The 13,191-nt window shown below is 35.8% G+C and carries 10 protein-coding genes and 1 pseudogene; 6 read left to right on the top strand and 5 right to left on the bottom strand.

What is annotated here, in order from left to right; all coding sequences use genetic code 11:
- The first annotated feature begins 13 nt into the window (after nucleotides 1-13).
- Entirely contained in the window at nucleotides 14-979 is a 966-nt protein-coding gene (locus ACNKW3_RS16845) for an FAD:protein FMN transferase (protein ID WP_427400494.1), read from the top strand.
- Here ACNKW3_RS16845 and ACNKW3_RS16840 read toward each other — a convergent pair.
- The 3 genes and pseudogenes from ACNKW3_RS16840 to ACNKW3_RS16830 form a co-directional block, all read right to left on the bottom strand.
- A pseudogene (locus tag ACNKW3_RS16840) lies at nucleotides 968-1,132 on the bottom strand (excalibur calcium-binding domain-containing protein); the annotation flags it as partial. The gene ACNKW3_RS16845 and the pseudogene ACNKW3_RS16840 sit on opposite strands and share 12 nt — an antisense overlap.
- Before the next feature lie 301 nt (nucleotides 1,133-1,433).
- Entirely contained in the window at nucleotides 1,434-3,581 is a 2,148-nt protein-coding gene (locus tag ACNKW3_RS16835; protein WP_427400493.1) for a hypothetical protein, read from the bottom strand.
- A 194-nt stretch (nucleotides 3,582-3,775) separates the two neighbouring features.
- Nucleotides 3,776-3,991: a hypothetical protein gene (locus ACNKW3_RS16830; protein WP_427400492.1), complete on the bottom strand. Its 216-nt coding sequence runs from the start codon at nucleotides 3,989-3,991 to the stop codon at nucleotides 3,776-3,778.
- 450 nt (nucleotides 3,992-4,441) lie between these two features.
- Here ACNKW3_RS16830 and ACNKW3_RS16825 point away from each other — a divergent pair, with 450 nt between their 5' ends.
- The 5 genes from ACNKW3_RS16825 (at nucleotide 4,442) to ACNKW3_RS16805 (ending at nucleotide 11,209) form a co-directional block, all read left to right on the top strand.
- Nucleotides 4,442-7,330, top strand: coding sequence for a glycosyltransferase family 2 protein (locus ACNKW3_RS16825; RefSeq protein WP_427400491.1), 2,889 nt, complete (start codon nucleotides 4,442-4,444; stop codon nucleotides 7,328-7,330).
- 81 nt (nucleotides 7,331-7,411) lie between these two features.
- The gene (locus ACNKW3_RS16820) at nucleotides 7,412-8,449 is read left to right on the top strand and encodes a glycosyltransferase family 61 protein (RefSeq protein ID WP_427400490.1); all 1,038 of its coding nucleotides are present in this window, start codon (nucleotides 7,412-7,414) and stop codon (nucleotides 8,447-8,449) included.
- 8 nt (nucleotides 8,450-8,457) lie between these two features.
- Nucleotides 8,458-8,853 (top strand): HAD hydrolase family protein, encoded by a 396-nt coding sequence (locus ACNKW3_RS16815; RefSeq protein ID WP_427400489.1) that lies wholly within the window; start codon nucleotides 8,458-8,460, stop codon nucleotides 8,851-8,853.
- Nucleotides 8,850-10,466 (top strand): hypothetical protein, encoded by a 1,617-nt coding sequence (locus ACNKW3_RS16810; RefSeq protein ID WP_427400488.1) that lies wholly within the window; start codon nucleotides 8,850-8,852, stop codon nucleotides 10,464-10,466. Before ACNKW3_RS16815 ends, ACNKW3_RS16810 begins: the two co-directional genes overlap by 4 nt.
- Nucleotides 10,463-11,209 (top strand): capsular biosynthesis protein, encoded by a 747-nt coding sequence (locus ACNKW3_RS16805; protein WP_427400487.1) that lies wholly within the window; start codon nucleotides 10,463-10,465, stop codon nucleotides 11,207-11,209. The genes ACNKW3_RS16810 and ACNKW3_RS16805 overlap by 4 nt, the downstream gene beginning before the upstream one ends.
- Here the strand turns inward: ACNKW3_RS16805 and ACNKW3_RS16800 are convergent.
- Nucleotides 11,206-12,183, bottom strand: a complete 978-nt coding sequence (locus ACNKW3_RS16800; protein ID WP_427400486.1) for a hypothetical protein — start codon at nucleotides 12,181-12,183, stop codon at nucleotides 11,206-11,208. The two genes, ACNKW3_RS16805 and ACNKW3_RS16800, sit on opposite strands and share 4 nt — an antisense overlap.
- Nucleotides 12,184-12,302: 119 nt before the next feature.
- Nucleotides 12,303-13,028 (bottom strand): DUF1796 family putative cysteine peptidase, encoded by a 726-nt coding sequence (locus ACNKW3_RS16795; protein ID WP_427400485.1) that lies wholly within the window; start codon nucleotides 13,026-13,028, stop codon nucleotides 12,303-12,305.
- Nucleotides 13,029-13,191 lie beyond the last annotated feature (163 nt).

Below are 13,191 nucleotides of genomic sequence, written 5' to 3'. Positions count from 1 at the left end.
TTAGGTGCTCAGCATGATTAAATCCCTTTCAATGTATCTAACTCTGCTGCTTTTTTCCCTAGCGGCAAATGCCCAGTGGCATACGCGTAGTGAAGGCATTATGGGGACCAATATTCATGCTGAAGTTTGGCATTCAGATCCTAAAGTGGGCGCGCAAGCACTGACTATAGTGATGAAAGAAATGGAACGGATAAATCAGTTGATGAGTCCCTACATTGAGACCAGTGAACTGTCTAAAATAAACCGTGAAGCTGTGAATGGGCCGGTGGAGATTTCGCAAGAAATGTTCGACTTGTTGGCGTTGTCGATTCAAATCTCAGAATTGAGTCAAGGTGCATTCGATATTACCTTTGCCAGTGTTGGCTACCTGTATAATTACAAAACGAATCAAAAACCCACTGACGCTCAAATCCAGCCCTTACTCGACGCAATTAATTATCAGCATATTAAATTAGATCCTCAAAAACACACTGTTATGTTTGCCCATGAGAATGTGAAAATTGATTTAGGCGGTATCGCCAAGGGATATGCAGTAGATAACGCCATTCAAAAATTAAAAGACCTCGGCATTGAGCATGCTTTGGTAACCGCTGGTGGGGATACTAGATTACTCGGAGACAGACGAGGAAAACCTTGGATTGTTGGCATACGAGACCCACGAAATAAAGACAGACAAGCAGTGGTTATTCCGTTGGAAAATACTGCTATGTCTACTTCTGGAGATTACGAGCGATACTTTGAGCAAGACGGCAAACGTTATCATCATATTCTATCCCCAAAAACTGGTGCTTCCACCTATGAGGTTCAATCGGTGTCTATTATAGGGCCAGAATCTGTTTACAATGATGGTCTTTCTACTGCGGTGTTTGTTATGGGCTTACAAAATGGTTTAGGCTTGATTAACAGCCTGCCAGAGTTCGAAGCCATTATTATGGATAATCAGCGAAGAATGCACTATTCAAACGGTTTAATTCAGTGACCAATCATTGGCATGCATTTGCTTTTCACAAGGTATGCCGTCATTGTCGCCATCCATTTTAGTATCAGGACAGTTCTTCAGAAAAAACATCGCCTCTTCATAAGAACGCATATCACTGCAATACTGTCGACCATCACAAACAAAAGATTGGGTTGTCGTTTGAGGCGAGCGTAAAGCCGTTAAATAACTGTTATCAACATTTGCTACCGGTTTTGAGGTGGAAGGTTTATTATCTGCATAAAGGGATTTATAGGCCGCTGCACCTAAAATTACTACGATTAATACTTCACTTAACTTCATACTACATTTCCTTGAAAACAAGTGTATTTTCCCAAGGTCGATGTTAAGGAATTACCGATAAAAAGGAATAATGTAAATTGACTAAAAGATATATGGGTTAATACCCAATGGATGCTCTAAGGCTCATTACTGTCATTTCGTGCTTAATACAAAATCAATGTCTTTTAGTAATATCCTTGTGGTAGCGATTGATATCAGAGCTATTAACTCGGGCCATTTCTTCATCGCTAAGTTGTAATTTTGCATACGCTTGAGGAAAGAACATTTTTAACCTAGCCATTCTCGAAATATGACTAGATTCCAGTTCGGGTATTTGTGCTTTAATAACGAAATAATTGGGATTAAGGTTACCTTTTTCGTAACTATCATCAAGCACCACATCCAATGAATCTACACCATAATGCTTAAAACCTGGCTGATATCCATTGTCTAATAAAAGCTCTACTAATTCTTGGGACTCTAATGCAGCGATAGTAAAGATATCTCTACCTCGTTTTTGCTCTACAGTAAATATCGAAAAATCAAATCCTTCGTTAACCAGAGCAAACCATTTTTCATAGTTCGACCGTCGAAGCAAATGCATGTTGGTAGGTAGCTTTGGATCTATTCTAGCGTGCCAGACAACCATGAATATCTCAGGCTTTTGAAATACGTACTGAAACAAATAAGCGGTTTCTAAAGACGACAGTGGATTTTGTGACACGTAATTAATGAGGGCATCAACATCCTGATCATCTAATAACTGTAACAAGGGGATTTTGTCTCGGTCGGATGTTGAAAATATAACGTCGGGAGGCGGCATCCATAAATCAACTAGTGTCGGGTCTATCGCTTGTAGTTCAGCAAATATTTCGTCAACGGTAGCCTTAATTGAAAGTGAGTCCCTAAAAGTTCGAAAATCAAAGCTTGTTTTGTAACCTTCCTCTTCGATAATTGCTTCCCCAATGTCCTCACAGGTTAGCGCATATTGCTCTCGGGCAAATTTTAATTGATTCGCTTGTTGAATTACTTTCGATATTTCGGACTCATCCGAAGGTTTTTGCTTACTATAGTCTGCAGGGGTAATCTTTATTAAGGAATTTAATTTTTGCTGCAAAACATTATTCTGAAGAGCTCTCGAGGGCTTTATTGAAGTATATTCAGAGCCATACCAAGTTATCATTTCATCTTGATGAGCATCTTCACGAGCATGCATTGGATAACCTCTGCGGTTGAAGAATTCAAGGGTCTCTAGGTAATCTTCCAAAGTGGCTTGGTCAATATTACTTTTTAGGTTGCTAAAAATACCTTGGGTGGCCAGATCCAGACCTGTTACTAAGCCTGGCAAATTAGTAGCTTGAATCCCTTTCTCTTCGAGTAAATGCAGCAATTTAACTTGGTGTTTATAGGCAGCTATATCAGCTAAATTTTCAAAGATAAACCGGTCAAAGTTTGCAGTGATAGGGAAATCCCCGATATTGTCAGTTTGTTGAAGTAATGCTTCTAAGTACTCGAATGACAGGTTATTTAACATCGCAACAGCGATTTCATTGACGGTGAAGCGATGATTTCTTATGGCCTGTTTGAATTCCGAAAAAGATAGTTGCTCTGCTACTTTAATGAATAGAAGTGAAGGAGAGATATAAGGGATAAGGTATAAAGAATCTTCATCTTTACTTGCTAAATGCAGGTTGCGCATTTTTAAGTAAGTATTAAAGTTTCCGTTATTCTTAATCAGATTTTTTATGTCTTGAGGTGCAACACTATCTGCGAGTTTAACAGTAAATATGACAGATGAATCTTTATATTCAAGGAGCCTTTCAATGGTCTTAGCCCGCTTTTCAGGCGCAAACTTTGGAAGTACTTCCATACCCATCCATTGATCAACAATTTCTAACTTATCTGTTAATTGGTATTTCTCTTCTTCAACCCTGATTTTCGCCAATATAATTAGATCTTTGAAGGACTCAAAATAAACCGAATACTGACTTTTATATTGATAAAGTTCTCCAATAGTCGCGCCATTTCTGATTTCTTTTTCTAAGGCTGAAACAATCATTCCATGGATTTTTAGAGCAGTGTCTTTAGCGCTTTCTTGATCGCTGTAGCAAGCTTGTCTTTGTCGGTATAGTGCTTTTAATCTATCCGTTGCTAGGACTTTTTTTCGTGAGAAATGCAATTGAGATTCAGATTCTGTTAATCCCGAATCAGTTTTTGAGGAAATAGCGGCTTTAGTTGAAGCGTTATTTTGTCCGTCAGTGAAAAAGAAAAACGCCAACAAAGAAGCGATTAAGATGAAAGCCACTATGACTTTTCGAATCATTTATACCGTCCCTGAATACAATGAAAACTAAAACAAAGTGCCTCAGCGGCAAGGATTTATACGATATCATTTTAGGACTATGAATAAAATTGAAACTAGTCTACTCACCTTCCAAGATATTAAGCAATACCCTTAGTTTACAAGGAATAGCGGCAGATATTCGTTATCCACGGTGTAACTGGAAACCTCACCCGCTAGCTTTGTTCTAACGCGTTATTCAACGTAGTAAAACAGTTGTTGGTTCCAACAAGTGTAATGATGCCCAGCCTTTTTAACTCAGCGCCTGTTTGTCCTTCAACACCTATGAGCTTTACTTGGGCGTCATTTTCTAGGGCGTAGCGAATTAAACCTTCTAAAACAATACCAGTCGAAATTCCTAACAAGGAAGCATCTTGTACATCAATTAGCACAACCTGATGGGTTTTAAAGGGTTCAAACTTTTTTTAATCCTCTACCAACGGTGAAACTCAGTAGCTCGCTAGATGCGTAAATACAGTATAATCAGGTTTATATTTTGGAATTATTTGTAAATTCTAGACAAGTTTTATCATTACTTTAAGTTGAGTTAACTTTTTAACCGATTAGATTTTTAGCCGAGTTAATACTGCGTTTCTTTTCAGCTCGTAAAGCAAAGTCCAACTACTTAAAAATTTGACTGTTTTACATTTTAAAAATCTATAAAAGGCTAATTAAAATGTGTTAAATTTTGTATTTGATAAAATATATGAGCTATATGTAAGGTCGGACTACTCCATTTAATTTAAAATGAAATAGAAGTATGAAATCCAGTTCGCACTGCTGAACATAAATAATTTTAATAATTTCCTAAATTGTATTAAGAATAATAAATAAGATTTGTCATGGATAAAAATATTACCCAATTCTGGGAACAGATGAATGACGTGAGGAATGCGTTAGCTGAAAAGAATTACAACGAATGTAAAAGGATATTAGCAAATTGTAAGCAAAATATTGGGGACGATAACCTAGGTAGAGGACAGCTTGTCGAAAGTTTAGAAAAGTTGATAAGCAGAAAGAAGGGTGTCTTTAAACCCGACAATAAATTAAAAAATACGCCTGTTTCCAGTATTTTTTCAAGCAATTGCTTTAAATATTCTTTTGTTACCTCTGTATTTAATCGTTTTTGGCAATTGAAACAAACTCTACCAACAAACTTAGCTACATTAAGAAATTGTGAACTTTCAGAACTGGTCGTAGTTGATTTTGGCGGCAGCGATTCGGCGCAAATAGCGAAGTTTATTGATGAACATTTTTCATTTGATATTTTAAGTGGAAAATTGAAATATTTTAGGATCAAAAAGCCATGGACTAAATTTCATATGGCCCCTGCAAAAAATGCAGCAGCTAGATTATCTACGGGCGAATATATAATTTCACTGGACGCTGATAACTATATCAACGAAGAAGATCTACAAAATTTCTATGCTAATCTAAATAATAAATATTCTCTTGTACATCAAACTACCGGTGCTTCTCCAATGAAGCATAAGGACTGGGAATCTTATAATTTGTTTGAGGACAATGTATATCATAATATCCCACTCTCTTGGGACGGAAGCTGTGGAAGGATTGGTAAAAGTAGAGCTCTTTTTGAAGAAGTGAATGGCTACAATGAGAATTTTGCTGGGATGGGTATGGATGATATTGATTTTCTTATTCGCTCTATTAAAGCATCAGCCCAATATGAGCATATTTCACTAAAGCGCGATCAGGACGAGATTTTTATAGATAATGGTAGTGCAGATACCAGTCATGAGCATGATGACAATCAAATAAATTGGAAATTAATGGACGAAACCTTGAGCAAAAACCAGTTTAGGGTTGAATACCAATCAATAGTTCCGATTTCATTGTTTGAAGAGTTTATTCCTGAATGCATTAACAGTACTGTGAAAACAGAGGTAACTCTATTTTCTAGTATTTTCAGAGCTGGTGATTATATACAAAGATTCACTGACGACGTCAGAGATATTATGACTTGCAAACAACCACCAACCATAATTTTAATGGATGTTGTAGGAAGTCACTCGAAAGAAACGTCGCTAGGCCTGCAAACTCTTGCTAAAAATTACGATACAGTTTACTACTTGCCTGTTTTAAAAGACCCTGGGTTATACGAATGTTGGAACATTGTCATCAAAAAAATTCGCTCAAAGTTTATAGCTAATTTGAATGTCGACGATATTAGAGGGAAAAATTGGATGTCTAGTTGCCTTTTCAATCTAAAGGCTAACTTATGTGATGTGTCAAGTCCAATCACGGTTCCTTTTAGTGATAGAAGCATTAATAGCTATGATGATTATATTAAGCAAAAGCAAGGCGGGAAGGAATTTGAGAAGTGGTTCGATGTAATTCAGAAATATGATTTTAAGAACAACAAAGTGTCATGGCACAACTTAGACGCGGGCTACTACAACCATGAAAATATGTTCCAAATTATAGATGGCAATAGAATTGCTTCTTTTTGTGTTCCAAACGCTTCCGCTATGTGGAGGCGTGAATTACATAATATTATCGGTTACTTTGAAGAAGAAAAATACGGCGCTTTTACTGATTTAGTATTTTGGTTGGAGGCATCGAGACAAGGATTTACGTTTAAACAAAATAATTATTCAGCGCTGTTTTACCTCTCTGATACTCAAGCGCATATGCGCCAAGATAGTAATTATAGAAAATTACTTCAGTTAGCATTGCAATACGGATCTTATGATCTAAAGCAGTTAGCGGTTTCTAACGCTTTCGATTTATCGCTAAACGATGGTACTTATGGTGATCATCATTTATTGGGTTGGAACTGGGTTAGAGATAATGTTCATGAAAAGTTAAATCATAACCCTGAAGGTATTTATTTAGACTTATTTGTTGAAAGAACTTTTTTTTGGAACCCATTAGATCCACAACATCAATTCGTGTTTGACAAACCATGGATCGCGTTTATTCATACAACTCCGCATAAGAGCTCATCTTTTGATCACAAAGCACAAAATTTGGATTGCCTTATAGAAGAACCAAGGTTTTTAGAAAGTCTAAAGTTGTGTAAAGGATTAATTGTTTTAAGCCAAGAAAACGCAGACTATTTAAAAAGAGAGTTGGATCAACGGAATGTGTCTGTACCTATCGTCACACTATTCCACCCAAATATTCCGATTCAACGCACCGACGCAAGTGAATCGGGAACAACAGCAGAAGGAAAGGTATATCATGTTGGTTGGCATTTACGTTCTTTTTCTGAATTTGCCAAACTTGACTTACCAAAAGATAAAAAAGTTCTATTGATACCTGGGAATTTGGATCGAGATTATTTTATCAATGACGTAGTTAATCGTGAACTCGCTGAAAATGGTCTTTTAGAAATTGAGCATTACGTTGCAGATATGTACAACGCAAGCAACGATGAATATCAAGATATTCTTTCACATGGAATTGTGTTCAATCACTATATCCAGCCAGCAGGGAGTAATCTCATAAGCGAGTGTATTTCAGCAGGTACAAAGCTGGTTATCAATCGACATCCGGGATTCGAGAGCTACCTAGGTGCAGACTATCCTTTGTTTTACGATTCAACTGATGAAGCAGAGTCATTGATAAATAGGCTTCTCAGTATTGATGGATTGAATCTTATGGTGGCAGAGCACCATTCAGAAAAAGAGGCTGAATTATCGATAGACTCTTTTGTAATTGAATTGTCAATGGTATTGATGAGATTACTAAAATCTGCTAACCATTAATAAATTAATGACACCTTTATTTTTGTATTTTGGATCGATTCTTAGTTCAAATTACAGGCAGAATTAAAAGAAGCATATTAAATGGAAATATATAAAAACAAAAGAACAGCATCTAGTTTAAAGCCAGATACTATACTGCCTATTCGAGGATTAACGGCCCCTGGAAAAATTCCTTATGATGAAGTATCTATCATCACTTATAGTAATGTAGTCTCTACTCATCATGGTTTATTACAGGAAAATCAGTTAATTGAAAAAACGACTGTTTTTGAAATCTATCCTAATGAAAATCTACAGCGAACTTGGACAGAGAGTTTATTAAACGGTCCTTTAAAAGCCAGCAGAAAATTAGATCAAGCGTTAGTATTAACCCATAGCTACGATGCTAACTATCAACACTTTTTAATAGAAACTTTACCCAGACTTCACCTGTTTGATATTAACTTCACAATTGATATACCAATACTAATCTCAAAAGCGCCTTTTGTTAGAGAGATTTTAACATTACTTTATCCTGATTTTGAGTTCATAACTGTTGACGAGCAAAATCCGGTCGAAATACAAAGCTTGGCTATTTACCCGCGACTTTTTACTCGGAATCTGAACCCCCTTCATACAATAACGATTAATGCTCTTAATTTACTCATAGACAAAGCGACAAGAAATATTAGCGATGACACCTCTTCTGACGAATTAATATACCTTGGTCGAAAAATAGACCCTAGTAATTCAGGAGCAGCCAGAATAATGTTAAATCAAACAAAATTTGTTGAAGAGCTCCGCGAATACGAATTTGTCGATAAATATTTTGAAGGTCTATCTATTGGTGAAAAAGCCTCCGTTTTAAAGGATGCAAAAGTTATAATTACACCTATCGGTGCGAATGTAATGAATATTCTTTTTGCCCGCAAATTAGAATACTTAATAGTAATATCTCACAAATATGCTTTTGGCCATGCCGATTGGTTCGTCGATCTAGCACAGGCATTATGCCCAAACTTAAAACAAGTTGGTGTGTTTGAAGATATTACTATAAGTGATGAAACTAGTAAGAACGGCAATGTCCCATACGAGATTAATGTAGAAGCTTTCAAAACCAGTTTAAATACGTTCTATTAGGCCAACAGATGAAAAATATAGTTATTGATTTAGATAGCACTCTAACACTTGAGTCAGATTTGCCCTATGAAAAAAAAGAGGTGAATGAAAGTGTTAAAACTAAACTGTTAGAATACAAGCAGAAAGGTTTCAATATTACAATATTTACTAGTCGGAATATGAGAACCTACGAGGGAGATATTTCAAAAATAAACGCAAATACGCTCCCTATAATTATTAATTGGCTAGAAGAAAAACAAATACCCTACGATGGTATTGTCGTTGGTAAACCCTGGTGCGGTTTCGAAGGATTTTACATAGATGACAGAGCTATCAGGCCCTCAGAATTTGCTAATCTGACTTATGAAGAAATAGAGGATTTGCTCAAAAGAGAAACGGAAATAGCAAACGGACAAACTAAATGATCTTATTAACCTCTGGCGCTTACATTTCACAAGAGTTTGCTAGTGAAGTTGGTCTATTACCTCCCGCTTTTTTACCTATAGCGAACAAAAGACTTTATGAGTTGCAAGCTGATTTAATAGCATCGTCTAAAAGTAATAAATACATATCGTTACCAAAAGACTATGTAGTGCCCGATGCCGACGTGAGCGAGCTAGAAAATTTAGACATTTCTATTTTAAGAGTGCCAAGTAAAATATCACTGGGTGAATCTATTCTGTATAGTTGGAACTCTACTGGTAAATCTCATGATACGTTAACGATATTGCATGGTGATACCCTTTTTTCTCAAGATTTTGATTTTAACCATCACCCACCAGATAGTATAAGCGTGCACAAGAACACCGGTTCTTATATCCGCGCAAAATTGGCTAACGGTTCGGATATTTCGGCCAAATTTAAAAATGTTAGAGCCAGTGACAGCGACCTTGTTGTTTCTGGATTCTTCTCATTTTCGGAACCTCATCTTTTGATGAAAGGTATTCTTGAGAATAATGGTAATTTCATCAAAGCTTTAGAGTATTATAATAGCTTCCGAACCCTTACGTTAATTAGCAAAGGTGATTGGTTCGACTTCGGGCATCTCAATAGTTTTTTTCGCTCAAGAAGCGAAATGACAACTCAACGCGCTTTCAACGAAATGAAGATAACGAGCCTTGTTGTCGATAAGCGAAGTTCAAACTCAAAAAAAATGTATGCTGAATCTAGTTGGTTTGAAGCTTTACCAAAATATTTAAAATTACATACGCCTCAATTTTTGGGTGAGATTAAAGAAAATAACGAATATTGTGGATATCAGCTAGAGTTTTTATATTTATTACCTCTGAACGATCTTTTTGTATTTGGACAGTTGGCTGATGGCGACTGGCGTCAAATTTTTTCAGCCGCAGCAAATATTTTAGACCAATTTAAATCATATAAACCGTCAGGTGAAGAACTAGATAAGGTTGTTTCTATTTCTAACCTGATTTATATGGACAAGACAAAAAAGAGGTTAGCACAATTTGCTGAAATGGAAAATTTCGATCTTGATGAGAAATTTGGCCTGGTATGTAAGCCAAATGTAAAGGTATCATTAAATGAAATTATGCATGAGTCTTCAAAATATATAACTGAAATTACCCAAGAGAAAGTTGGTATAATTCACGGAGATTTTTGTTTTAGCAATATACTTTATGATAGCAGAGCCAGACGACTTAAGCTGATTGATCCTAGAGGAATGGATAGTAATTCTCAGTTTACGATATATGGGGACACCAGATACGATATTGCAAAATTATACCATTCAGTATTTGGTGGTTATGATCTAATAATTTCAGGTAGATTTCAAAATAGTTTTGATAAACAAACAAAGCAGTATACTTTTAAATTACTTACCAATGAAAACCAATCGCAAGTTGAAAAATTGTTTAATGAAATTTTTCTTATTAACGCGGATAACCGTCATAAAGAAATACTTTCCATAACCATTCACCTTTTTCTTTCGATGTTGCCTCTTCACTTCGATTACAAAGAACGCCAGCAAGCAATGATAGCAAATGCGTTGAGGCTCTATTTTAAATTGCAGGAATTATGAACAATAATACAAAAATAGTTATCCCTATGGCCGGTTTATCGTCTCGTTTCACTAAAGCCGGATATAAAATTCCGAAGTATATGTTAGAAGCTAAAGGTAAAACTGTATTTGAACTGTCATTGTTGAGTTTCGAAAAATACTTTCGGTTGTGCGAGTTCTTATTTATATGTTTGGATGTATTTGAAACTCCTAAATTCATTCATGACAAATGTAAAAAACTTGGTATTTTTAACTATAAGGTAGTGATATTAGAAACGGCAACTAAAGGTCAGGCGGAGACTGTAATAAAAGGAATAAATGCGATTGAGGAAAGCTTTGAAACCGGTTTGTTAATATTTAACATTGATACATTTAGACTTGGGTATACTTTTCCTGATGACTTCAATCTTGATGAAATAGACGGTTATTTAGAAACATTTATCGGCAGCGGGAAAAATTGGAGTAACGTTTTACCCTATGATAAAACAGAAAATAAAGTAAAACTTACAGCTGAGAAAAGGGAGATTAGTGAATTTTGTTGCACCGGTTTGTATTATTGGGGGTCATGTAGTTTGTTTGTTAATGCTTTTAATGAGATGAAACAAACCCCTTTGGAAAAGTTGGACGCTCAAGAGTATTATATAGCGCCAATGTATAACTATATTATTAAGGCAGGCGCTGATGTGAGGTTCACGGTTATTCCTCGTGAACAAATTGTTTTTTGTGGAACTCCATCTGAATATATGCAAGTTTTAGAAAGCTAGGTGAAATACTTTTCATTAAGATACTTTATTATGGATTGAAATTTCTCTTTAGTAAGACCTTTATATTCTTCCCACTCAGGAGATATATCTGAATTTTGAAATAAAACGCCATTTTCTCTGCCCAGAAACTTTTTGGCAATTGTTGCATTATTTTCAGCTTGTGAATCGAGCACGCTTTTTCTTAAATCGTAGGAACTAAAATATTTGAACCTTTCTACTTGATTAGATGACCAGTCTTCTAAAATGTGAATCAATTCATTTGAAATCTGATCGAAGTATTCCATTTCACGAATTTTTTCTAAGAAAGTTAGCGCGTCTCTGGTAAGGCGAGTATTCACTGTAATATTGGTATCAAAGTCTGTCTTAATCGGAATATTTATCTTGTCTTCAAAAAACTCTTCGAGTAAATTTTTGCCGCCACTTGTTTTTTCAAATATCCCTACTTTAACGTTTTGTAGGCCGAAAATCGCCTCTAATTGATCGAGTAGCCATAAATATTCCACGTCTCCATTATGTTGTTTGAAATATTCTTCTGGTGCTACTGAAGTGAGTGCGGCGCGCCTATCGGTTGAATATTTAGCCTCGAGATATTCATCTTGTCTTCGTAGATAAACTACTACGCTAAAGTTATGGAATAAATTAGTTTCCTTTAACTTATTAACCAGTTCGGATAATATACTCACATCTCCGTATGCCTCTGAGCTTAGCAGTACAGTGTCGGGTGAAGAATTCGAAACTTCTTCAACCAAATCTTCAATCAGCCTTTTTACATCCGCTTCTCTTATCCAGTTCATGGTCATCTTTTTCTCAGGCATGCAGACAGCTCTAGCGAATAGATGATGAGCTTGTCCCTGCATCCCTGTTTTAGGGTAAAGAATCTTATTTTCCTGCAAATAATCATAATATCTGCAACAAAATGACTGGATTGAACTAGTCCCTGTTTTCGGTAGCCCTATATGTAAAATAGCTTTCATTTGTACAGCAAACCTCTCTTTAAAAACGTTAGCTTCGTGTTAACAGACTTTAATACAATAGGACTAAAACCTAAATATTTTTATGTAATAAAACACTTAACAAATTGGTTAAGATAAACTCACCCCCTGAGGGCTATTTTTCTTAGCCATGCAAGAGTTACCCGAAGTGGATTTTTATCCAACGGCAATTCTAAATCAATATCGGAGAAGGCTTCATCCCATGAATTAAAGTCTCCGGGGTATGGCGTATGCGTTATAGGTTTTACAATAAATCTTTCATTTTCAACCCTGAATGAATCTTCGAAACCGAATTTGTTCTTCCAAGTCGTATGTAAGATCATATAGTTTGAATCGCGATAATTTTCTATCGCTGAGTTTAAATTGAGTAAATCTTGGGCTTTGCTGTTTCCCGTTACTACAAATAAAGCTCTTTCATTTGAAGATAAGAGAGCTTTGGTTTTATCAACTAGGGGATCTATTTTTTGCTTAGCTTTTTCGAAATCCCGTTCCAAATCTTTCCGAGAACAATTACCAAACTTTGTTTTTTCAAATATGTGAGGATATTCACAACCAGAGCCTTGATCTAACACTGTTTGCTCATTCTCATTTAATGGAACCAGTTTTAAATTTTCCAACATAAAGGTATTTTGAAAGTCACTATTCAGGATTTTAATAACTGAATCTAGGGGGCTAACACTCCAATCAAAAAAGTGGGTACCATAATCATATGGGTCTTTTGTACTAACATTGTCTTTTTTGAGCTTAGTCCGATTTAAAAGAATTCTGGAAATATTATACCTACATTGGCAATTTAGGCCTAAACTCACTGCTTTATCGAACTTCATATGGTGCCATTAAAAATTTAGTTGTATCAGCAAAACAAAAAATGGGGACATTCATTAGAGTTAGGGGTTCGGTTTTCCCGTCCTTTCAAAATTGAAATTTTGACACCATCCTTGTGTTTTAACCACCAAAAAAAGGCGTCTAATAAATTACTTTTTACTTATT

This window comes from Glaciecola sp. 1036, assembly GCF_050306235.1.
Lineage (GTDB): Bacteria > Pseudomonadota > Gammaproteobacteria > Enterobacterales > Alteromonadaceae > Glaciecola.
Note: the sequence above shows the minus strand (reverse complement) of the source record. Positions and strands in the feature narration are given on the sequence as shown.